The sequence below is a fragment of the Sphingomonas sp. PAMC 26621 genome (assembly GCF_000251145.1).
Classification (GTDB): Bacteria; Pseudomonadota; Alphaproteobacteria; order Sphingomonadales; family Sphingomonadaceae; genus Sphingomonas.
Map to the genome: position 1 here is coordinate 152,159 of NZ_AIDW01000021.1, position 19,885 is coordinate 172,043.

Genomic DNA, 19,885 nt, shown 5'->3' on the forward strand with positions numbered 1-19,885 from the left:
CGCGCTGCTCTAGCCGACCTTGAGGGCGCTGGTCTTTGCGGCCGGGGTCCGGTCCGCTGGGCGCGCGTCGAGCCCGGCAAAGCAGCGCGAGAGACCGGGCAAGGCGGTCGCGAAACTAGCCAGGGCCCGCGCGATCAGAAGGTCGGCAAATTGAAGCAGCAGGAGAATCTCTATCGCATATGGGATATTCGCCTGCGCGAACGAAACAAGAATCGTCTCCGAAAAGCTGTAAAGCCGATGGGCCTGGCTGAGGGCGGCGTGTCCCATGCGACACCTATGCCGCTTTGCTGCGGGCGAGCGCCGACAGCGTGGCCGTGATCGCGGCGGGCTCGAGCCGGTTGCGATGATCGACATCCGTGTGCGCGAAGGCGATGCTCCCGCCCCGGTCGATGACGAAGGTTGCTGGCAGGGGAAGCACCCAGCTTTCGTCACCGTTGCGGTCCGGCAGCGCGTGGCCAAGGCTGGTGAAGATCGGCCGCAACGCGACGGGGAGGTCGAACGCGATCCCGAAGGATCGGGCGACGCGCGACCCCTTATCGCTCAGCACCGGGAACGCGAGGTCGTTCGTCTCGACCGTCTTCCGCGATTCATCCGGCGTCTGCGGCGAGACGGCGATCAGCGTCGCCCCCGCCGCCTCGAATTCGGGCAATATCGCCTGAAGGGCGCGCAGCTCGAGGTTGCAATAACGGCACCAGCCGCCGCGGTAGAAGCTCAGCACCACCGGGCCAGCGGCATGCGCATGGGATAGCTGCACGACACCCCCCCGTGCCTCGGTCAGCACGAAGTCCGGTGCCTGGTCGCCCGCCTTCACCGCGGTCTCGAAGATACCCGACCCACTCAGGGCGAGATCGGCCTGGAACATTGCCGCCGCGATCCAGGCTGGCATCGTCGTCAACAGATCGGCGTCGAGGGCGCGAAGTTCGGATTGGAGTGACATCGTGGATTCCTTCGGCGAACCGAGCCGTTCAGGCGTGGTGCGAAACGAGCAGCACCAGCGCGGTGAGCATGAAGCTGGAGAGGCCAGCCAGCGTCGGGGCGAACTTGCGGATGGCGGTTGCAGCATCGCGAGCATCGAAACCGGTGATCGTCATGGTCGGTCTCCCTGAGGGGTTCGGGGCCAGCCGGACTGCTCGCCTGCCACCTGAATGATCCCTTCACCGCTCAACCAGAAGGCGGGCTGAGGCGATATGATCTATGCAGAATTGGAATATACAGGGGCCGACGGACCGAGTGATCGCACCCGCTCGAAGCCTCCGCCAAGGTCGTGAATGCGCAGTCGATGCCCGCCCCGCTGCCTGAGAACGGCGCAAGGGCCTGCCCCCGTTCTCAATCGCCGCCGTTCCAGTGCCCAGCGTGCCGGATCATCCAGTGACGTGCCGCATCATCCGAATTTATCATTTCGTTGCGAAACGTCTGGGATCATCGCGACAAAACCGCACATGATGACAATCATGAACACTACAGCGATCGACCAGATTCTCGCAGCGCTCGCGGTGAACGTGAAAGAGTTCGCGGTCTGTGCCTTCACCACGACTTCGGCGATCGCGATCGAGCCGCTCGACAAGATAGAAGTTCATTTCGTGCTCGCAGGGACACTCTATCTCGGTCTGGAGGACGGTACCTTCATCACCGCGCCGACTGGCAGCATGGTCCTGGTGCCGGCGCATGTCAGCCAGGTGATCGGGGGGTCGGCAAGCCCCTCAGATATCTTCAGCCCTGAAGAGACGTGCAGCAAGCGGCGCGATGGCTTGATGCAGTATGACGCCACGACGGGAAGCGCGAGCAGCGTTCTCGTCGCCTGCGGTCAGATCAAGGCCGACATCGGCGGATCGTTCGGGCCGTTTGAAGGACTGAAAGCGCCGATCCATTCGCATATCGCCGACGAGCCGGTCGTCGGCGTCGCCTTCTCGACGATCCTTCGTGAAACGGGTGTCGCGTCCCTGGGAAGCAAGGCGCTGATCGGCGCGCTGATGAAGGCGTGCCTGATTCTGGCGCTGCGTCGCTCCGTCCAGGAGCTCGGCGCACGCAACGTCCTCCCCGGCCTGTTCGAGCGGCCGTCTCTGGCCCGGGCGGTGGCGCTCGTCGTCGAAGACCCAGCTTCCAGCCATAGCCTGACCGACCTCGCTCGCGCCGCCGGCATGAGCAGGTCCAAATTCGCAAAAGTCTTTGCAGAGACGTTGGGATCGCCACCGATGGCATTCGTGAACCATGCGCGCCTCGACAAAGCGCGGAACCTGCTTTTGTCGACCGAGCTTTCGATTGCCGACATCGCCCATCATGTTGGCTTCGCCAGCCGCAGCCATTTCAGTCGCAGCTTTCGCACCGCATTCGGCATCGATCCGACCCGGATGCGCCAGAGCGGGGAGGCCCGGGATGCGAGCTAATCCAGAGCCCTCGCCCCTCCGACCGGAATGCGTCCGACGGGGGTGCCGCTGCTCTGCGCGGGGGTTTGTTTTTGCCGGGGCTGTAACCGGCACGCTCGTCTGGCCGAACGACGGGACGTGCAACCCCGACCCCGCCTCGCGTCTCGACCATTCGCCGGTGCCGCGGCCCCGGCGCCGGGGAGCGCGTCGATGAGCGAGACCATTGACCAGTGGGGCCAGTTGATGGCTGCGGCCCAGGACGGGCATGCCGCCGCCTATCGCCGGCTTCTCGACGAAGTCCGGCATTGGCTTAAGGGCTTCTATGCGCGCCGCCTTCCCCCCGCGATGGTGGACGATGCCGTTCAGGAAACGCTGATCGCAATCCATGAAAAGCGCCACACCTACGATCCCGGAAGGCCGTTCAAGCCGTGGCTGATGGCTGTCGCCCGGTACAAGTGGATCGATCGCCTGCGGTCGATGAGCCGCTCGAGAACGGAGGAGCTGCCCGAGGAGATTGCCGTCGACGACCACGAGAGCAGCGTGACCAGCTCGATCGTCCTGGCACGCTTGATGACCGAGTTGAAACCCGCCCAGGCCGAAGCCATTCGGCTCGTGAAGATCGAGGGTTTTTCGGTCGAGGAGGCTTCCGAGAGGACCGGCCAGTCCGGATCGTTGATCAAGGTGAACATTCATCGCGGGCTGGCGCGGCTCGCCGCGATTGTTCAGAAGCAAACCGATGTCGAATGATGCACTGATCGATACGCTGGTAGACGATCTTCGTCCGGTACGCTGGCCGAAGTTCGGCCCCAGGATTGTCATCCTCCTCGCTCTGGCGATCATCGAACTCGTCGCTTTCCTCGCGCTCGGCACGTTGCGGACCGATATCGGCGCAGCGCTCGGTCGCGCCGCCTTCTGGTGGAAGATGGCGGGGCTCGGCATTCTCGCGATCCTTGGCATCGGCGTAGCCTTGCGGTCCTTCAGCCCGGTGTCCTCACCACGAAAGGGGCTTCGTCGCTGGGCGCTTGCGCTTGCGGGGATCGTCCTTGCCGGCGCTTTGCTCAATTTTGCCGGCCTCGGCCTGGAGGGACTGATGGGGCGACTGATGTGGCGGATGGGTGTCGAATGCCTGACCGTGATGACGGTCCTTTCGGTTCCACCCGTGATTGCGCTCGGATATATGATGCGCCGCGGCGCACCCACCGATCATGCGGCAAGCGCAGCCGCCGTCGGCGTTGCCGCGGCGGCGTGGGGCGCCTTCATTTTCGCGTTCCACTGCCCGAGCGACGATCCCCTCTATATCGTATTCTGGTACGCCCTGGGCTGCCTCGCCATTACGTTGCCGACGCGTGCCCTCCTCCCCTTGCTGTCACGCTGGTAGGATCGGCCGACGGGCGCGCGCCGCCCCTGTTCGGGCGACGGGCGCGCAAGGCACCGTTGGCGGATCACGGACGAAGATGTCATCGCGACGTCGGGAAGTGCCGGTTCAGGTTCCAGACCGACGGCGTTGACGACTGAAGCCGTGCCTTCCATAGGGCGCGCGACGGCGATGGATTTCCGCCGGGCGATGGGGCCGAACCGCTCTGGCAAGAGCTGATGATTCCTACTTGGCGCCGCAAGGCAGCAAGGAGGAATCGTGTACGCTCGCTTTCGTACTCTCACTGGCCGGCTGAACGTCTCGGCGTTCGCGCGTACCCGCCACGGTCATGCCATCTCCATCATGCGCTGGGCGCTGGTCCTGGTCCCGATGGCTGCTCTCGTCGGGACGCTCTGCGCGACCTTCTTGTGGAGCCTCGACGCCGTTACCCGACTGCGCTTTGCGTGGCCCTGGCTGCTCTACCTGCTGCCGCTGGGCGGCTTTGTTGTCGGGCTGCTCTACCACCTGACCGGCCAATCGGTGGAGGGCGGCAACAACCTGATCGTCGACCAGATCCATGAGCCGGGGGGCGGGGTGCCACTGCGGATGGCACCGCTGATCCTCTTCGGTACGGTGATGACGCATGCGTTCGGCGGTTCGGCCGGGCGTGAAGGCACCGCTGTCCAACTGGGCGGAAGCGTGGCCAGTGGCTTTGGCCGCGCGCTCAAACTCGATGCGGACGGCACCCGTGTCCTACTGATGGCGGGCATCGCGGCCGGATTCGGCGCGGTGTTCGGTACGCCGATCGCCGGCGCGGTCTTCGCGCTGGAGGTGCTGGCAATCGGGCGCGTCGAGTATCGCGCGCTGGTGCCATGCCTGGTCGCGGCGCTCGTCGGTGACTGGACGTGTCTCGCCTGGGGCATCCACCACGGCGTCTACCGGATCGACGCGCTGGTGCCGGTCGATGCGTTGCTCGTCGCGAAGGCCGCTGTTGCCGGGGTGGCGTTTGGGCTGGTCGGCCTTGCCTTTGCGGAAGCCAACCATGCGCTCGGCGCATGGCTCAAGCGGCGCGTGCCTTATGGTCCGATGCGCCCGGTCATCGGCGGAATTGCGGTCATCGCGCTGGTCTCCGTGATCGGCACGCGCGACTATCTCGGCCTTGGCACGCTGGCGGCGATGCCTGATGGCCTCACCATCGCCAGCTTCTTTGGACCTGACACCCACCCGTGGAGCTGGGCGTTGAAACTGCTGTTCACGGTCGTAACGCTCGGTACCGGCTTCAAGGGTGGCGAGGTAACGCCGCTGTTCTTCATCGGCGCGGCACTCGGCAACGCGCTTGCCCCCCTGTTCGGCGTCCCGACGGGCGTGTTCGCCGCGCTTGGCTTCGTCGCGCTCTTCGCCGGTGCCGCCAACACCCCCCTCGCCTGCACCTTCATGGGCATCGAGCTGTTCGGTGCAGCCTATGCCGTGCCGATCGCGGTGGCCTGTTTCGTCTCCTACCTCTGCTCGGGCCACAGCGGCATCTACCTGTCGCAGCGGGTCGCCGTGCCGAAGGTGTCGGCGACCGGTCTTCCTCCGAACGCAACCCTGCGCGACGTGCGGGCGCGCCGCGCCAAATCCGATCCCGTCGGGCGTTAGCCGTTGCGATTATCCGGCACGGGCGTCGATCGCGCCGATGACGCGCGAGCCAATCTTGCGACGGAATGTGACCGGTTCCTTGTGCACGATTCCGAACGCAACACGGGGCCGGGCGTTGGACAACCATCCCGGCTGGAGCTTCAGGCAACGCCCCCCGTGCAGCGACAGCGAGTTTGAAGACGCGCAAAACCGCCCGGCAGCGTTACGGTGCCGGACGGTTTCGTGCGTAAGGGGGTGGCCGCGCGCTCAGCTCGCCGTCGGGGTGAGGCTACCGCCCATCTTTGCGCACGACTTGGCGGAGATGTCCTTGAAGCCCTGGCCCTTGCAGTCGTTCTGGCCCTTGCAGTCATGAGTGCCCGACTTGCAGTCCGACTGGCCCTTGCAGGAATTGACGCCGTAACAGGGCTGCACCTTGCCCGAAGCGTGCGCACCAGCAGCCTGAGCCGGGCTTACGGAAGCGACACCGGCGAAGGCGAGCATGGCGGCGGCAGACGCGATGGCAGCGCCGGTCTTGAAGGTCTTCATAGCAAACTCCTGGATTGAGACGTTGTCTTGCCGAGTGGCGCCCAAGATTTCGCCACCCGAATACGGCCGGTTACAGGCCGGGCATGAAATCTATTCCTTGGATCATCGTGTAACCGCGACGCCTGTTCGGGCGGAGACGTCGGCATGGTCCGACCCCGTCAGCCTCCCGGACCATCGTGCGGCGTCCCGTCCTTGGGGCGCCGTACGTGAGGCGGACTGGAGACTTTACATGAACACGCGTTCCACCACCGCAATCAGCGCCCTGCTTCTTGCGTCCCTTGCCGCGGGTGCCACCACGGCAGCGCACGCTCAGGCAAGCAAGCCGATGGAAAAATGCTACGGTGTCGCCAAGGCCGGCAAGAACGACTGCAAGGCTGGCGCGGGCACAACCTGCGCGGGCACTTCGAAGATCAACTATCAGAAGGATGCCTGGAAGCTCGTACCAGCCGGCACCTGCGCCAAGATCAAGACTCCCGGCGGCTTCGGCTCGCTCACCCCCGGCGCCTGAGGCGCGGTCGGATGATCATGACCGCAGGCCTGGGCTTCAAGCTCGAGCATCTCGATGAAGCGTTGACCGCGCGAAACCCGGGCCTGTGGTTCGAGGTGCATGCCGAGAATTATATGGTCGATGGGGGGCCGCGGCTGCGCGCGCTTGCCGCGCTCGCGGAGCGCTTTGCGATCTCGCTCCACGGCGTCGGCCTCTCGCTGGCGTCGGTGGAACCCCCTGCCGCAGATCACCTCCGCAGGCTGCGCACCCTCTCCGACCTGATCCGCCCGACCGCCATTTCCGACCATCTCGCATGGCAGAAGTGGGCGGGTGCGCATCACGCCGATTTCCTACCCTTTCCGCGAACGCGCCAGGCGCTCGACATCACCGCGGGCAACGTCGCGCGCGTGCAGGACGCGCTCGGTCGTTCGATCTTGGTCGAAAACCCCTCGCTCTATGTCGATCTGCCTGGTCACGACCTCGACGAGGCGACCTTCCTCGCGGAATTGGCGGCGCGTACGGGATGCGGTCTGCTGGTCGATGTGAACAACATCTTCGTCAGCGCCGCGAACCTGCGTTTTTCACCGGAGGCCCGGATCGACGCGATCCCGGCCGCGATCGTCGGCGAAATTCACCTGGCCGGCCACCGACCCGACCCCGACCCTGCGAGCGGGTTGCTGATCGACAGCCACGATGCGCCGGTCTCCGACCCCGTCTGGCTGCTCTATCAGCGCCTGATCGACCGCATCGGCGCGCGTCCGACCCTGATCGAACGCGACGATGAAATTCCGCCCTTCCAGACGCTGATGCTGATGCTGGAGCGCGACCGCGCCCACCGCCTGCTCGAGCAGAGGATGTCGATCGATGCGTGACGCCGCCGAGTTTCAACACGCCTTCGGCACGATGCTTGCCGCCCCGGATCCGCCGAACGACCCGGCAATGCGGCGCGCGATCGCAATCCACCGCAATACCGCGCGCAAGGCGGCAAGCGACGCGCTGTTCGCCAATTATCCCGTGACGGCGGCGATGGTGGGAGACGAGGCGTTCTCCGCCTGCGCCGCGTCCTATGTCGAGATCGCGCCGCCACGCGAGCCCCGGCTTTGCCTTTATGGCGAGCGGTTCGGCCCCTTCGTCGACGTCTGGACGCCGTTCGCAGAGGCGCCGTATCTCGGCGCAGTCGCCGGGCTCGAGCGTCTCGTGACCGAGGCGCTGTTCGCAGCAGACCAGCCGCCGCTGGACGCAGCGGCACTTGCGCGGGGCATCGACCCGGAAGCCGCCCTGCTGTGGCATCCTGCAACGCGGATCGCGCAGGCATCCGTACCCGCTGCGAGCTTGTGGCGTGCGCACCAGCCCGACGCAGGACCCGACGCGTTCGACGCGATCCGCTGGGATCAGGAGATCGCGCTGGTCACGCGGCCGGGAGACGCGGTCGAGGTTCGCGTCATCGATGCGCCGACCCAGGCCTTCCTTGCGGGCAAGACGCTCGCCGAGGCCGCGACCGGTGCGTCACGCGACGGCGGAGACGTTGCGGCGATCTTCGCGCTGCTGCTGTCGGCCGGGGCATTCGTCCAAGACATTCGATGGGGAAAATGACATGAATCGCTATGCCCGTTTCTGCGCGCAGCTTGACCGGCTTCCCGGTTCGCTCCTGTTGCTGGTGGCACGCTTCGGCGTGGCGGCGGTGTTCTTCCTGTCGGGGCGGACCAAGGTCGACGGCCTGCTGCACATCACCGACAGCACGTACACGCTCTTCGAGACCGATTACAGGATCCCGCTGATTCCGCCGCACGTCGCGGCGCATCTGGCGACATATCAGGAGCATCTCTTCCCGATCCTGCTGGTGCTCGGGCTGTTCAACCGGGTTGCGGCCCTGGGCTTGCTCGGCATGACCACGGTCATCGAGGTGTTCGTCTACCCGGACGCGTGGCCGACGCACCTGAGCTGGGCGGGTCTGCTGCTTCCCATCATTTTTCGTGGCGGCGGGAAGATTTCGCTCGATCACCTGCTGGGCCTGGACCCGGCGCGCGAGCACAAGGCACGGGACTATGCCGCCGACTGATCGCCGTCACGCGCCGTGATCCGTTCGCGCAGTTTCGCCAACGGAGCGCGGTTGTCGAATACCGGCTCGCCATCGGCACCGGGTGAAACCCCGAGCTCCTGAAATAGGTCGACCAGGTTGGTCGACACGGCGGTTGTCGCGAAGCGGGTGTAGAGGTCGATCAGCGTGGTTGCCCCGATCGCCGCGTCTCCGACCGTCATCAGATGCTCGGGCGACCAGCTCGCCGTGTTGCCGCCGCTGACGGAATTGATCCGCCGAAGCGCGTCGCGGAGCGAACGGGTGCCATTCGTGGCCCGATAGATGCTGATCTCGGCGAGCAGCCAGAACAGCGCTCCGCCCCAATACAGGCGTCCCCAGGCTCGCGTCCCGTCCATGCCCGCGTCGCCGGCCTGCGGATTTCCCTGTGCCATGCCTGCGACCGCTTCCCTCCATACCGTTTCCGGCGAAAGCTGGCCGATCCGCGCGCGGGCGATCGGCTCGAGATAGGTGGCATTGCCTTCCTGCAGCCAAAGGGCGCGGCGGGGGAGATCGGGCAAGGCGCTATGGACCAGCTCGTGCACCAGCACCCAGTCACGGTCGAACGCCACGCGGCCGGCGTCCATGCCGACGTGGATCCGCGTCGCCGAACCCGCGTAGCCGTAGGTCGTGGCATGCCCGACGCGATCGCCAGGTTCGGCGATGATCAGCAAGCCATAATCGCGCACGGGAAACCTGCCGAAATAAGCCGTCAGCGCCATCGCCGCGGTGCGGATCCAGGACAGTACGGGTCCTCGCGCCAGCCCCGGAGCGCCATCGGCAAAGACGATGGTGATCGTCCCGCCGCCGATCTTGAGGTCCTGCCCGGGTTGGCTGCGCAGCGCGGCGTACACGGCATCGGGATCGTCATAGATGGGCGCGGTGCCCGCCCCGGCGAGCGACGCGCCGTTGGCGGCCACCGCACCCAGGCCAAGCAGGACGGCGCGTCGATCGATCCGGGCCATGCCTCACCGCACCACAAGAGCAGCAAACGTCCTGCCCTGGAAGGAATCGATATCACTAGCGACGCAGGGGGGCCTGAGCGCGCCCAGGCTAACCCGACGTGCTCGCTGCGCCTGAGGCGGTGCGGCGACGAACCTCCGGGCGGTCAACGGCAAGAAACGAGCGAGGGCCATGATCGGGCTTCCGGGATCGAGGAACGACTGGTGGACCGGTCGCAACGGTGTCAGCGTTACGCCTCAGCTCGCCTTGACGGCTGCAATCACCGGTCCGCCGCGCCCGGCCTGCAGGAACACCGCCGTCGCTAGACCCGGTGCCGCATGCGGAAGCGCATATTTCGCCGAGGGGCCGGTCCAGTGACCCACCATCGTCAGTTGGCGAACGATGTTCCGGTGCGGGATCGTGCGGCCACCGTTTTCGCCGGCCCTGATCGCGACCTGCACGGTTCGCGGGTCGAACGTCGCAACCCAGACATCAGCGCCCCGCGCGGGCGACCGGCCCGCCGCGATGGCGACGGTGCCGCCGCGGATGGCCAATGCAGGTCCTTCGGCCGAGGCGGTACGGATCGAGGCCTCCAGCTCGCTTCGGTTATTGCCGACGATCGTCCTGTTACCGTTGATCCACACTTGCGGCGTGGCGACATTACCCCGGTGATTGAAGCGGGCGAAGTCCCATTGCCGCTCGGTAAATTCCGGCTTCGCGAAGGTGTCGCGCCAGCCAAGCGTATCCCAGTAGGTGACGCCGAACGACAGCGCGACGACATCCGGCCGGTCGGCGAGCGCGTTGACGTTCGTATCCGCGGGCGGGCAGCTCGAACAGCCCTGGCTCTGGTACAACTCCACCAGCACCGGGCCGCCGTGGCGCAATGCAGCGGGCTGGGTCGCGCCACGGCTGGATTCGACCGCAGCAACGCTTCCGGCGGTTACGGCAAGAAGGGCGAAAATGACGTAGGGAGTCCGCATCATACATTCCTTGGTCAGAGTCCCGGCATCGCGGGGGTCATCGTTCCCGCGAACGGAACGACCGCGACCGCCAGCACGGCATCGCGCGTCGCATCCGAACCGACACAGCGGAGCGCCGCGGAAAGCATCCGTTGGCTGGACTGCGGGTTCATCGGGATACCCCTTGAACTCGGGAACGATGCCACGGACTTCGCCAGCGCGAACGGTCCGGTTACAATAAGGTAACCAACATCCGGGGCGGGTTCGGCAGCGCGGCCGCGCACCGCGCACGGTCGACGGGATGTCGCCTTACACCGTGGCGATACGAAATTCCTCCCGGCTCATCGATCGCCCCTCGGCGTGGCGCGGCTTCAACCGACGATATTTGTTTGCAGGACGGTTTCCCTGAGGTGCCGGCGCGCGATCTCGCTGAACGCGCGGATGTTAGGTCGATCGCTGCGGCCACTTTGGAACAGGAGCGATACGGGCACTGACGGCGCAGGATCGCCGGCAAGTATCGTCCGGAGCCGTCCCGCAGCGATGTGATCGGCCACCTGGTACGACAGGGTCCGGACGATACCGAAGCCCGAAACCGCGGCGGCGATCGCTGCGTCCACACTGTTGACCAAGAGGCGCGGTATTTCCCCGCGCCGGCTCGACTGCCCCGCCCGCCCCCGGTGAGGCCCCAACTCGTCCTCGATTGCGATCACCTCGTGATGGCGCAGATCAGCCAGCGTGGACGGCACACCGCGGCCCTCCAGATAGGCGGGGCTGGCACTCAAGACGGCGCGCACGTCTCCAATGACCCGCCGGTGGAGCGCACTGTCCGGCAGGTCGGCAATCCGGACCGCGATGTCGACGCCTTCTTCCACGAGGCGAACGACGCGGTCGAGCAGCAATAATCGAACCTGCAGGTCGGGATAGAGCCCAAGCATCTCCGCCACGACCGGCAGGATGTGAAGGCGTCCGAACATGACGGGCGCCGTCACCGTGAGCAGCCCTCTCGGCGCCTGCTTGCTCCCGCGAACCGCGTCGAAGGCACCGTCGATCTCGGCGATGCCCGCGCGGACCCGTTCCAGGAACGTCGTGCCGTCCTCGGTCAGCCGGACGCTTCGCGTGGTCCGCATCAACAGCTGGACGCCCAGGCTCTCTTCCAGCCCCGCGATCGTACGGGTCACGGTCGTCGGAGACAGGCCGAGACGCCGCGCGGCCTCCGCGAAACTGGCATGCTCGGCGACGCTGATGAAGATCCGCAGGGTTCGCAGCCGGTCCATGGTCCCTCCAGATGAGGACACGCGATTATCATCGCAAACCGCAATAATGAAGTGCGATCTTATCCGATTATCGTTCGGTTCGTGTTGAGCCAGAACAGGGCATCGAAGCCATTCCTCTCAAGGAGAAGAGCATGAAGACCGTCGCCCTCGGCACGCTGGCCGCCGCATCGCTCGCGCTGGGAGCACCCGGCACCGCCGACGCCACCCCCGCCGGGGAAGTCGCCCCCCTCCCCGCCAGCGCGGTCATTCACTATCGCACCGCCAAGGTCGAAGGTCTCGACATCTTCTACCGGGAGGCCGGTCCCAAGGACGCCCCCGTCGTGGTGTTGCTGCACGGCTTTCCCAGTTCGTCCTTCCAGTACCGTAACCTGATTCCCGCGCTCGCCGACCGCTACCACGTCATCGCGCCCGATTATCCCGGTTTCGGCGGCTCCAGCGCGCCCGATCGCGCCACCTTCGCCTACACCTTCGCGCACCTGACCGATGTCACCGAAGCCCTGCTCGGACAGCTCGGCGCGACGCGGTATACCCTCTATATCCAGGATTATGGCGCCCCGGTCGGTCTCCGGCTCGCGCTGCGTCACCCCGACCGGATCGCCGGTCTCATCGTCCAGAACGGGAACGCCTATAAGGACGGCATCCAGGGTTTCTGGAAGCCGGTCGAGGATCTCTGGGCCAATCCCACGCCGGCCAATCGCAACGCGCTGCGCAAGGTGCTGACCCCGGAGCTGACCAGATGGCAGTATGTCAACGGCGTCAGGGACCCGAGCCGGGTCGACCCCGACACCTGGCTGCATGACCAGACTTTGCTCGATCGTCCGGGGAACGACGCGATCCAGCTCGATCTGTTCTACGACTATCGCACCAACGTGGCGCTTTATCCGGAATTTCAGACCTTCTTCCGCACGCGCAAACCGCCGACGCTCGTCGTATGGGGCGCCAATGACGAAATCTTCCCGGCCGCGGGTGCCACGGCGTATCTGCGCGACAACCCCGCGGCCGAGCTGCACCTGATCGACTCGGGTCACTTCGCGCTGGAGGACCGGGCTGACGAGATCGTCCCGCTGATCCGCGACTTCCTCGCACGTACGCTGCCGAGGCGGTGATGCGGCGATGCGGCGATGCGGCGATGCGGGGCAACGGACACGCAATTTTCGTTCAGCGTAACCGTTCGCCCCCGCGGAGCGAATGCCGGCAAGACTCGCGGCGTGGAGGCCCGTCGGCCGAGGGATCGCCGGAGCATTTGATGAACACCGAAGCGCTGATTGCTGAATTATCCACCCGACTACGCCCGATACCGCGGGGCGCGCCCCGGACGCTGCTCCGCAACGGCCTGATCGCCGGCGCGGTCGCTGCCGGGATCGCGGTGCTGTTCTGGCCCAGCCTTGGTCCACGGCCGGACATGGCGTCGGCCGTCACGACCGCGGCGTTCTGGATCAAGATGCTTTACACCGCGTCGATCGCCGCGCTCGGGTTCGTGGCGCTTGACCGGCTGAGCAAGCCCGACGCGGCGGCGCTGCACTGGTCGAGGCTGCTCTGGCCCCCGGTCGCGGCGCTGGCGGCAATCGCCGCGATGCGGTGGGCCGCGGCCCCGGCCAGCGAGTCCGAGGCGTTCTGGATGGGATCGAGCTGGTGGCAATGCCCCACCTACGTCGCCGCGCTTGCGCTGCCGGTATTCGTCGGGCTGATGGGGGCAATGACGCGGCTGGCACCGACCCGACTGAGGGCGGCAGGCGCGGCGGCGGGCCTCGTCTCGGGTGGCACCGGGGCGACCGCCTATGCGCTGCATTGCACAGAAAGCTCGCCGGGGTTCGTCCTGCTCTGGTACTCGCTCGGCCTCGCCGCCGCGACGGTGCTTGGCGCGGTTGCGGGGCCCCGTCTCCTGCGCTGGTGAGATCGGCTGCTCGAGCCCTGCGGTTGGCGAAGCGGACGCGCCGAATTTGTCCTTCGCCCGTGTAACCTTCCACGCCCAGGCTTCGAACGTCCCCTTTGCTGGTCTGGTATCCCCCCGGAACAAGCCGGCACACCATTTGGAGGCAAGCCGTGCAGCACGTCGAGATCGCACCGTTTCAGGGGTTCGGGCTTGGGCTGCGCATCCCGCACTTCCAGGATTTCCTGACCGACCCGGTCCCGGTGGATTTCCTCGAGATCATTTCGGAGAACTTCATGGTCGCCGGCGGCCGCCCGCTCCATGTGCTCGATCAGGTCAGCGAGCGGTGGCCGGTCGCGATGCACGGTGTTTCGATGTCGATCGGCTCCGCCGACGGGGTCCGGCTGGATTACCTCGAGCGTCTCAAGGCGCTCGCGGATCGTATCCAGCCGCTCTGGGTGTCCGACCATCTCAGCTGGTCGAGGGTCGAACATGTCAATTCGCACGACCTTCTGCCGCTGCCATTCACCGAAGAGGCACTCGACGTGGTTTGCGCCAACATCCTCCACGTTCAGGACGTGCTCGAACGCCCGCTCGTGCTGGAGAACCCATCGACCTATCTGACCTTCGCCGACGATCAGATGACCGAATGGGCGTTTCTCACCGAGATGACCCGGCGCACCGGCTGCCATCTCCTTCTCGACGTGAACAATATCTATGTGAGCGGCACCAACAACGGCTTCGACCCCTATGACTATCTGGCGGGCGTCCCCGTCGATCGCGTCCGCCAGATCCATCTCGCGGGCCACAGCCAGGGGCGCGAACGACTGATCGACACACACGATCAGCCGGTATCGGATCCGGTCTGGAACCTGTTCAGCCGGATCTATCCGCGACTGGGACCGGTTGCCACGATGATCGAACGCGACGACGCTATCCCGCCGCTCGCGGCGTTGCTGGACGAACTCGATATCGCCCGCCGGATCGCCACCGAAGCGATGGCGGTCGCGGCATGAGCCTGCTCGCGTTGCAGCGGACGTTCGTGGACTTCCTGCTCGACCAACCGACCGATCTTCCCGTTGCCGTGAGCGGCAGCGCCGGACCTGGCCTTGCGGTCTACCACAACGCCTATCGCGCGCAGCTCGTCGCTTGTCTGAAGGACAGCTACGAACGGCTCTGGGCGTGGCTCGGAGACGACGCTTTCGCATCTGCGGCGCGGCATCATATCGACCGCCACGCTCCGACGAGTTGGACATTGAGCGATTACGGGGTCGGTTTCGCCGAAACGATCAACGCGCTCTATCCCGACGATCCGGAGGTCGCCGAGATCGCTGCGCTTGACTGGGCGCTACGCCGCGCCTTCGACGGTGCCGATGCGGCGCCGTTCGCTCCGGCTCGGCTGATCGAGATCGATTGGGACGATGCGGTCATTCACTTCGTCCCGACGCTGGCCTTGCTGCCGGTGAAGACAAACTGCGGCGCAATCTGGACGGCGATCGCCGCGAGCGAGGATGTGCCTGCCGCACGGATACTGCCCCAACCGGCTTGGGTGCGGGTCTGGCGAGTCGACATGCAGCCCCATTTCGCGACGATCGAAGCCACCGAGACGGACGCGATCCGGCTTGCAGCTACCGGAGAAAGCTTTGCCCGACTGTGCGATCACCTCGCGGAAACGATCGGCATGGAGGAGGCGGTCCTGGTCGCGGGCCGATGCCTGTCGTCCTGGCTGCAGGATGGTCTGATCGCGGACATCCGACAAAGTCGACCGCTTGGCGTAACCGCACCCGCAACAGGAGACCGTGCATGATCCGTTTCTATTTCCATCCCTCGCCCAACCCCGCCAAGGTGGCACTGCTGCTCGAGAAAGCCGGTATCGCGTATGAGCTGGTGCCAGTGGATACAAGCAAGGGCGAACAGCATCTCCCGGCGTTCCGCGCGATCAATCCCAACGGAAAAGTGCCGGCGATCGTCGATCCCGAAGGGCCTGGCGGCAAAGCGACCAGGGTATTCGATTCCAACGCCATCCTCCTGTATCTCGCCGAAAAGAGCGGGCGATTTCTTGGCGATCCGGAGTATCGCCCCGAACTCCTTTCATGGCTGTTCTTCGTTGCGTCGGGTCTCGGCCCGTTTTCCGGCCAGGCGGTCCATTTCGAACGGATGGCACCTGAGCTGAAATATGCCGTGAACCGGTACCGCCGCGAGGCGGAGCGCCATTACGAGGTGCTCGACTCCCATCTCGCTGGCCGGCGCTTCATCGTCGCTGACGAATACACGATCGCGGACATGGCCGCCTGGGGTTGGATCGAACGCGCCCGGGTCGTCCTGTCGGGTTCGGATGATCCCCTTGCGGCCTATCCGAACATCAAGGCGTGGTTCGCGGGCATCGACGCACGACCGGCCGCGCAGCGCGCCCGTACGGTGGGTGGTGATCACCCGTTCAAGGCGATCAACGACGAAGAAACCAGACGCGCGCTTTTCCGTCGAATTATCCCAAGGACGCATGAGGAAACGGCGCGGCGATGGCACACGCCCTCGCCGCGCAGCCCCTGTTGAGGGTCTCGAGAGCCTGATGCTTCAAGGCGGATGTCGTGCGCACGGATTGCCATGATCAGATCCGGGGCGGACCGATCCTGTTCGCGCGCGCATCCTGCGTGCTGACTGTAACCTTCCGGCGAGCCCGAACGAACCGATCGTCATGGTCCAGATCAGCTCCCCCTCCTCCCGCCGCAAGTTCCTTGCCCTGTGCGGCACCGGTGCGGTCGGTGCCCTGGCGTACCGATCGATCGGTCGCAGCGACGCCGCTACGATCGGGGGCGCGAACGCCCCGTTCAGCCTTACCGACGCCGCGTGGCGCAAGCGCTTGTCACCGCAGGCCTATGCAGTCCTGCGTCAGGCCTCGACCGAATATCCTTTCACCAGCCCGCTCAACACCGAACATCGCACCGGCATTTTCGTCTGCGTCGGGTGTGGGCTTCCGCTGTTTTCCTCGTCAACCAAGTTTGACAGTGGCACTGGCTGGCCGAGCTTCTACGACCATCTCGCGCACGCACTCCTTGAGCGCGCGGATACGAGCAGCGGTGAGGAACGCACCGAAGCCCGTTGCAAACGGTGTGCCGGCCACCTCGGTCATGTCTTCGACGACGGCCCGAAACCGACCGGGCTACGCTATTGCATGAATGGTGTCGCGATGGCGTTTCATCCGGCGTAGCGCGTGATGACTGGCCCTACATCAGCGTCATCGTCCGCATCATCGCCGCATGGTGCCGCAGGCGGCGGTTTGCCGGTAGGCAGGCGGATCACCATTGGCCGCGATCCGGCAGAAGCTTCTCGACCATCGGCCGGAATGCTACGTCCGCACGCCTGCGAAAAGCGCGCTGCACGGTTCGGTGCAGTGCGCCGTCCGCTCGACCGGGCTCATCGAAAAGATCGCAAGTTTCGGCGAAAAGCGATCGTTTCCGTCTTGCCGGTCGCGTCAGAAGTGCGTGCGACTCCCCCGGTCTATCGGATCCTCCCATGAACATACGCCGCTCGCTCCCCGCCTCCGGGCATCTCTCGCGTCCTGCCGTGTCGCGCCTCAAACGCTGTGCCATCGGCATGGCAATCCGCGCAGCAGCAGTGCTCGCGGGAGCGGGCGCAGCGTCCGCCCAGGTCCTCTTTCAATCCCCACCCATTCCCGGCGCGCCCGCGATGGCGGACGAAGTCCGGGAGTTCGTGTCCTTCGACGCGTCCCATGGCACGTTGAGGCTCATCCACATTCGCGTGATCGACGGCACCGGTGCGCCGCCACTCGAAGATCGCACGGTGACGATCAAAAACGGTCGCATCGCCGAAATCGCGCCGTCCAGCGCGTCTGCTCCGGCCGACGGCATCCAAACCCTCGACATGACAGGCCGAACCCTCCTGCCGGGCCTGGTGGGAATGCACGATCACCTGTTCTACGTCGCGCGTCCCGGCGCAGACTTCGAGCACGCCCAGAGGATTCCGCTGCTCCTCCCGCAGATGACGTACACCTCCCCGCGGCTCTATCTCGCTGGCGGCGTCACCACGATCAGAACGACGGGCTCGATGGAGCCCTATGCGGACCTGAACCTCAAGCAGGCCATCGAGAGCAATCAGTTGCCAGGGCCGCATATGGACGTCACCGGGCCCTATCTGCAGGGTGCCGGAAACATCTTCCTGCAGATGCATACCCTGCTTGGCCCCGAGGATGCACGCGACACCGTCAACTATTGGGCTGGTCAGGGTGTGACCAGCTTCAAGGCGTACCAGAACATCACCCGGGCCGAGCTGAAAGCCGCGATCGATGCGGCGCATCGCCATGGACTCAAGATCACAGGCCACCTTTGCTCCATAACCTATCCCGAGGCGGCGGAACTCGGGATCGACAATATCGAGCACGGCTTCTCCGACAACACCCAGCTCGACCCGGACAAAAAGGCCGACCTCTGTTCGGACTCGCAGGGGTCTGCGACCGAGACCGCGATGGATCCGGATGGTCCCGAGGCAAAGGCGCTCTACGCACTGCTGATCGCCAGACACGTCGCCATCACGAGCACCTTGCCGGTCGTGGACGTGGAAGAGACGGGGGTCCCACCCTTGCGACAGGCGGAGCTTGACCTGCTGACGCCGCAGGCCAGGGAGGCGTATCTCGACGCGCGCAACGCGCAAAGTACCGCCAACACCGCCCGGAAGGCGCGCCGCTATGCCAGCCTGAAACGGCTGGAAGCGTTCGAACGGAACTTTGCCCTGGCCGGTGGAACCCTGATGGCCGGGTGCGACCCGACCGGTGACGGGCATATCATCCCGGGTTTTGCCGACCAGCGGGAGATCGAACTCCTGGTCGACGCCGGTTTTTCGCCACTCGAGGCGATCAGGATCGGAACCCTGAACGGGGCGACATATCTCGGCCAGGCCCGTGAAATCGGCAGCGTGACCGTTGGCAAGCGCGCCGACCTGATGATCGTGCAGGGCGACCCGAGTCAGCGTATTCGCGATATCGAAAACGTCCAGCTCGTCTTCCGCGATGGGATCGGGTTCGACCCGGCCAGGCTTCTGCGCTCGGTCAAGGGCCTCTACGGCCTGTATTGATACCGCGAAGGGGACTGGTTCACGCTCGAATTCAGCAAGGTCCGGAAATGAGCGGCTGTGCGATCGTGACCGAAACATACAGGAAAACCCCACGTAGCAGCGAAGGACCGTTATGATTTCTCGTCTTTTCCTCTCCGCGACCTTGCTCGCGGCAACCGCAGGCGGGGCCGTGGCGCAGGACTTGCCACCGGTCCCGGTGTTGACCGAGAGCCCCTGGAATGGCGACTGGGTCCAAAGCCCGACGCGCAATACCGCGGACATCAAGGCGGCCGCGGCGCGAGGCTATCGCTTTCACCTGCAGCCGGACGGTCGCATCCGCTGGGAAATCCCCTCCCTGCACGAAGTGGTGGAGGGCCGGGTCGACGGGCAGCCCATGAGCATTCGGCGTCTCAAGCCAACCGCCCTGACCTTGTCCGTCACCGCCGAAGGCCCGCGCGTTCTGCTTTACCACGTCGTCAATAACGGGAATCCCGAGGGCGAAGGACGGATGACGTTGATAGACCAGGGCACCGCTTGGGTGGATATATCACAGCCGGTCGGACGGCCGGACCTTGCGGGCGCCGTAATCTATGTTCGACCCGACGTGGCGAACCGCGAAACCCATCTTTGAGAAGCAGGAAGACGACGATGAAGATCATTCTTTTTGGCGCAGTCCTTGCGGTGTCGGCCGCGCCAGCCTTTGCGGCACCCTACCGCACACCTGTTCCTGCGACTTTCGAAAGCCGCGGCGCGGATCGACAGGCGATTGCAACGCTTCTCGACACGTACACCAAGGCGGTTTCGACCAGGAACCAGACCTTGTTTGAAACCCTTCTGCTCGACAAGGGCGTTCCCTTCACGGGCGTCCCACTTTCGCGGAAGGGTCAGGATCTTGCGGTAAATACTTCGCATTACGAGGAATTTCGCAAGGGGGTGTTTGAAGGAGAGCCCTTCACGCAGACCTTCAGGGACATCCACGTCAAACAGGACGGTCCCCTGGCTCAAGTCTCGCTGGTATTCGAGGACACGACGGCAACCGAAAAGAGCTGGGGTTGGAAGACCTTGGAGTTGATCAAGCTAGACGGTCGATGGAAAATCGCCGCCGAGTTCTTCACTGGCTATACCTAAACGCATCGACGCGGACGTACTCAATCCCTTGCGCCGGAAATCGCTAGCGCCGCCCGCCGTGGTGAACGGGAGCGCCGCATCGCGTTCCATGACGGCTGTCGATGGACACGTTCCAGCGCCTGCAGGTCCATTGCGGTCGTTGGTCGTTGGATGTCCTGAAGCAAGGATCGCAACTCGATCTTGTCCGAAGGATTCCGATGACCA

Annotated in this window: 25 protein-coding genes and 1 riboswitch; of the genes, 17 read left to right on the forward strand and 8 right to left on the reverse strand. The window is 65.2% G+C overall.

The features are described from left to right. Positions 1–9: 9 nt before the first annotated feature. From RI03_RS12250 to RI03_RS25090, 3 genes are read right to left on the reverse strand one after another with little or no spacing between them, the layout of a single operon-like run. Entirely contained in the window at positions 10–267 is a 258-nt protein-coding gene (locus RI03_RS12250) for a hypothetical protein (protein WP_010217698.1), read from the reverse strand. Positions 268–274: 7 nt separating this feature from the next. After that, complete coding sequence (locus RI03_RS12255; RefSeq protein ID WP_010217700.1) at positions 275–937, reverse strand: peroxiredoxin-like family protein; 663 nt, start codon at positions 935–937, stop codon at positions 275–277. A gap of 28 nt (positions 938–965) precedes the next feature. Continuing rightward, positions 966–1,091, reverse strand: a complete 126-nt coding sequence (locus RI03_RS25090; RefSeq protein ID WP_274517558.1) for a hypothetical protein — start codon at positions 1,089–1,091, stop codon at positions 966–968. 348 nt (positions 1,092–1,439) lie between these two features. Here RI03_RS25090 and RI03_RS12260 point away from each other — a divergent pair, with 348 nt between their 5' ends. The 4 genes from RI03_RS12260 (at position 1,440) to RI03_RS12275 (ending at position 5,355) form a co-directional block, all read left to right on the forward strand. After that, positions 1,440–2,384 carry a helix-turn-helix domain-containing protein gene (locus RI03_RS12260; RefSeq protein ID WP_010217703.1) on the forward strand — a complete coding sequence of 315 codons (945 nt, stop codon included), beginning with the start codon at positions 1,440–1,442 and terminating at the stop codon, positions 2,382–2,384. A gap of 189 nt (positions 2,385–2,573) precedes the next feature. Further along, positions 2,574–3,110: a sigma-70 family RNA polymerase sigma factor gene (locus RI03_RS12265; RefSeq protein ID WP_010217705.1), complete on the forward strand. Its 537-nt coding sequence runs from the start codon at positions 2,574–2,576 to the stop codon at positions 3,108–3,110. Beyond that, entirely contained in the window at positions 3,100–3,741 is a 642-nt protein-coding gene (locus tag RI03_RS12270; RefSeq protein WP_010217706.1) for an NrsF family protein, read from the forward strand. The genes RI03_RS12265 and RI03_RS12270 overlap by 11 nt, the downstream gene beginning before the upstream one ends. Positions 3,742–3,896: 155 nt before the next feature. Then, positions 3,897–3,973: riboswitch (Fluoride riboswitch) on the forward strand. A gap of 23 nt (positions 3,974–3,996) precedes the next feature. Further along, positions 3,997–5,355 carry a voltage-gated chloride channel family protein gene (locus tag RI03_RS12275; RefSeq protein WP_026046685.1) on the forward strand — a complete coding sequence of 453 codons (1,359 nt, stop codon included), beginning with the start codon at positions 3,997–3,999 and terminating at the stop codon, positions 5,353–5,355. 246 nt (positions 5,356–5,601) lie between these two features. Here RI03_RS12275 and bufA2 read toward each other — a convergent pair whose 3' ends face one another. Beyond that, positions 5,602–5,880 (reverse strand): BufA2 family periplasmic bufferin-type metallophore, encoded by a 279-nt coding sequence (gene bufA2 / locus RI03_RS12280; protein ID WP_026046686.1) that lies wholly within the window; start codon positions 5,878–5,880, stop codon positions 5,602–5,604. Between the two features lie 229 nt (positions 5,881–6,109). Between bufA2 and RI03_RS12285 the strand changes: the two genes are divergently transcribed. The 4 genes from RI03_RS12285 to RI03_RS12300 are packed head-to-tail and all read left to right on the forward strand — an operon-like array spanning position 6,110 to position 8,426. Next, positions 6,110–6,388 carry a BufA1 family periplasmic bufferin-type metallophore gene (locus tag RI03_RS12285; RefSeq protein WP_010164508.1) on the forward strand — a complete coding sequence of 93 codons (279 nt, stop codon included), beginning with the start codon at positions 6,110–6,112 and terminating at the stop codon, positions 6,386–6,388. 11 nt (positions 6,389–6,399) lie between these two features. After that, positions 6,400–7,239: an MNIO family bufferin maturase gene (gene bufB, locus RI03_RS12290; protein WP_010217717.1), complete on the forward strand. Its 840-nt coding sequence runs from the start codon at positions 6,400–6,402 to the stop codon at positions 7,237–7,239. After that, complete coding sequence (locus RI03_RS12295) at positions 7,232–7,960, forward strand: HvfC/BufC N-terminal domain-containing protein (RefSeq protein ID WP_010217718.1); 729 nt, start codon at positions 7,232–7,234, stop codon at positions 7,958–7,960. The genes bufB (RI03_RS12290) and RI03_RS12295 overlap by 8 nt, the downstream gene beginning before the upstream one ends. Before the next feature lies 1 nt (position 7,961). Beyond that, the gene (locus tag RI03_RS12300) at positions 7,962–8,426 is read left to right on the forward strand and encodes a DoxX family protein (RefSeq protein WP_010217720.1); all 465 of its coding nucleotides are present in this window, start codon (positions 7,962–7,964) and stop codon (positions 8,424–8,426) included. Here the strand turns inward: RI03_RS12300 and RI03_RS12305 are convergent. The 4 genes from RI03_RS12305 to RI03_RS12315 form a co-directional block, all read right to left on the reverse strand. After that, on the reverse strand, positions 8,411–9,406 hold the full coding sequence (locus tag RI03_RS12305; RefSeq protein WP_010217722.1) for a hypothetical protein: 996 nt from the start codon (positions 9,404–9,406) through the stop codon (positions 8,411–8,413). The genes RI03_RS12300 and RI03_RS12305 overlap by 16 nt on opposite strands. Before the next feature lie 234 nt (positions 9,407–9,640). Beyond that, on the reverse strand, positions 9,641–10,366 hold the full coding sequence (locus tag RI03_RS12310; RefSeq protein WP_010217724.1) for a DUF1223 domain-containing protein: 726 nt from the start codon (positions 10,364–10,366) through the stop codon (positions 9,641–9,643). Between the two features lie 11 nt (positions 10,367–10,377). Continuing rightward, the gene (locus RI03_RS24085; protein WP_170318375.1) at positions 10,378–10,515 is read right to left on the reverse strand and encodes a hypothetical protein; all 138 of its coding nucleotides are present in this window, start codon (positions 10,513–10,515) and stop codon (positions 10,378–10,380) included. Between the two features lie 198 nt (positions 10,516–10,713). Beyond that, positions 10,714–11,616 (reverse strand): LysR family transcriptional regulator, encoded by a 903-nt coding sequence (locus RI03_RS12315; RefSeq protein ID WP_010217726.1) that lies wholly within the window; start codon positions 11,614–11,616, stop codon positions 10,714–10,716. Positions 11,617–11,747: 131 nt separating this feature from the next. On the opposite strand from RI03_RS12315, the gene RI03_RS12320 reads away from it, so the two are divergent. From RI03_RS12320 to RI03_RS12360, 9 genes are all read left to right on the forward strand, one after another. Continuing rightward, positions 11,748–12,722 carry an alpha/beta fold hydrolase gene (locus RI03_RS12320; protein ID WP_010217732.1) on the forward strand — a complete coding sequence of 325 codons (975 nt, stop codon included), beginning with the start codon at positions 11,748–11,750 and terminating at the stop codon, positions 12,720–12,722. 140 nt (positions 12,723–12,862) lie between these two features. Further along, positions 12,863–13,510 (forward strand): NrsF family protein, encoded by a 648-nt coding sequence (locus tag RI03_RS12325; RefSeq protein ID WP_010217735.1) that lies wholly within the window; start codon positions 12,863–12,865, stop codon positions 13,508–13,510. A 149-nt stretch (positions 13,511–13,659) separates the two neighbouring features. Continuing rightward, positions 13,660–14,502, forward strand: a complete 843-nt coding sequence (gene bufB / locus RI03_RS12330) for an MNIO family bufferin maturase (protein ID WP_010217738.1) — start codon at positions 13,660–13,662, stop codon at positions 14,500–14,502. Then, on the forward strand, positions 14,499–15,293 hold the full coding sequence (locus tag RI03_RS12335) for an HvfC/BufC N-terminal domain-containing protein (protein ID WP_010217740.1): 795 nt from the start codon (positions 14,499–14,501) through the stop codon (positions 15,291–15,293). Before bufB (RI03_RS12330) ends, RI03_RS12335 begins: the two co-directional genes overlap by 4 nt. Before the next feature lie 38 nt (positions 15,294–15,331). Next, the gene (locus tag RI03_RS12340) at positions 15,332–16,039 is read left to right on the forward strand and encodes a glutathione S-transferase family protein (RefSeq protein ID WP_238542354.1); all 708 of its coding nucleotides are present in this window, start codon (positions 15,332–15,334) and stop codon (positions 16,037–16,039) included. A 142-nt stretch (positions 16,040–16,181) separates the two neighbouring features. After that, positions 16,182–16,694, forward strand: coding sequence for a peptide-methionine (R)-S-oxide reductase MsrB (gene msrB / locus RI03_RS12345; protein WP_010217745.1), 513 nt, complete (start codon positions 16,182–16,184; stop codon positions 16,692–16,694). A 305-nt stretch (positions 16,695–16,999) separates the two neighbouring features. Further along, entirely contained in the window at positions 17,000–18,574 is a 1,575-nt protein-coding gene (locus RI03_RS12350; RefSeq protein WP_238542355.1) for an amidohydrolase family protein, read from the forward strand. A 112-nt stretch (positions 18,575–18,686) separates the two neighbouring features. Beyond that, the gene (locus RI03_RS12355) at positions 18,687–19,184 is read left to right on the forward strand and encodes a hypothetical protein (RefSeq protein ID WP_010217750.1); all 498 of its coding nucleotides are present in this window, start codon (positions 18,687–18,689) and stop codon (positions 19,182–19,184) included. Between the two features lie 17 nt (positions 19,185–19,201). Continuing rightward, positions 19,202–19,681 carry a hypothetical protein gene (locus RI03_RS12360; RefSeq protein ID WP_010217753.1) on the forward strand — a complete coding sequence of 160 codons (480 nt, stop codon included), beginning with the start codon at positions 19,202–19,204 and terminating at the stop codon, positions 19,679–19,681. Positions 19,682–19,885: the final 204 nt, after the last annotated feature.

Excerpts from the sequence above, each read along its gene's own strand:
- RI03_RS12250 (WP_010217698.1), bottom strand. The coding sequence starts at position 267 with ATGGGACACGCCGCCCTCAGCCAGGCCCATCGGCTTTACAGCTTTTCG.
- RI03_RS12255 (WP_010217700.1), bottom strand. The coding sequence starts at position 937 with ATGTCACTCCAATCCGAACTTCGCGCCCTCGACGCCGATCTGTTGACG.
- RI03_RS25090 (WP_274517558.1), bottom strand. The coding sequence starts at position 1,091 with ATGACGATCACCGGTTTCGATGCTCGCGATGCTGCAACCGCCATCCGC.
- RI03_RS12260 (WP_010217703.1), top strand. The coding sequence starts at position 1,440 with ATGATGACAATCATGAACACTACAGCGATCGACCAGATTCTCGCAGCG.
- RI03_RS12265 (WP_010217705.1), top strand. The coding sequence starts at position 2,574 with ATGAGCGAGACCATTGACCAGTGGGGCCAGTTGATGGCTGCGGCCCAG.
- RI03_RS12270 (WP_010217706.1), top strand. The coding sequence starts at position 3,100 with ATGTCGAATGATGCACTGATCGATACGCTGGTAGACGATCTTCGTCCG.
- bufA2 (WP_026046686.1), bottom strand. The coding sequence starts at position 5,880 with ATGAAGACCTTCAAGACCGGCGCTGCCATCGCGTCTGCCGCCGCCATG.
- RI03_RS12285 (WP_010164508.1), top strand. The coding sequence starts at position 6,110 with ATGAACACGCGTTCCACCACCGCAATCAGCGCCCTGCTTCTTGCGTCC.
- bufB (WP_010217717.1), top strand. The coding sequence starts at position 6,400 with ATGATCATGACCGCAGGCCTGGGCTTCAAGCTCGAGCATCTCGATGAA.
- RI03_RS12295 (WP_010217718.1), top strand. The coding sequence starts at position 7,232 with ATGCGTGACGCCGCCGAGTTTCAACACGCCTTCGGCACGATGCTTGCC.
- RI03_RS12300 (WP_010217720.1), top strand. The coding sequence starts at position 7,962 with ATGAATCGCTATGCCCGTTTCTGCGCGCAGCTTGACCGGCTTCCCGGT.
- RI03_RS12305 (WP_010217722.1), bottom strand. The coding sequence starts at position 9,406 with ATGGCCCGGATCGATCGACGCGCCGTCCTGCTTGGCCTGGGTGCGGTG.
- RI03_RS12310 (WP_010217724.1), bottom strand. The coding sequence starts at position 10,366 with ATGATGCGGACTCCCTACGTCATTTTCGCCCTTCTTGCCGTAACCGCC.
- RI03_RS24085 (WP_170318375.1), bottom strand. The coding sequence starts at position 10,515 with ATGAACCCGCAGTCCAGCCAACGGATGCTTTCCGCGGCGCTCCGCTGT.
- RI03_RS12315 (WP_010217726.1), bottom strand. The coding sequence starts at position 11,616 with ATGGACCGGCTGCGAACCCTGCGGATCTTCATCAGCGTCGCCGAGCAT.
- RI03_RS12320 (WP_010217732.1), top strand. The coding sequence starts at position 11,748 with ATGAAGACCGTCGCCCTCGGCACGCTGGCCGCCGCATCGCTCGCGCTG.
- RI03_RS12325 (WP_010217735.1), top strand. The coding sequence starts at position 12,863 with ATGAACACCGAAGCGCTGATTGCTGAATTATCCACCCGACTACGCCCG.
- RI03_RS12335 (WP_010217740.1), top strand. The coding sequence starts at position 14,499 with ATGAGCCTGCTCGCGTTGCAGCGGACGTTCGTGGACTTCCTGCTCGAC.
- msrB (WP_010217745.1), top strand. The coding sequence starts at position 16,182 with ATGGTCCAGATCAGCTCCCCCTCCTCCCGCCGCAAGTTCCTTGCCCTG.
- RI03_RS12350 (WP_238542355.1), top strand. The coding sequence starts at position 17,000 with ATGAACATACGCCGCTCGCTCCCCGCCTCCGGGCATCTCTCGCGTCCT.
- RI03_RS12355 (WP_010217750.1), top strand. The coding sequence starts at position 18,687 with ATGATTTCTCGTCTTTTCCTCTCCGCGACCTTGCTCGCGGCAACCGCA.
- RI03_RS12360 (WP_010217753.1), top strand. The coding sequence starts at position 19,202 with ATGAAGATCATTCTTTTTGGCGCAGTCCTTGCGGTGTCGGCCGCGCCA.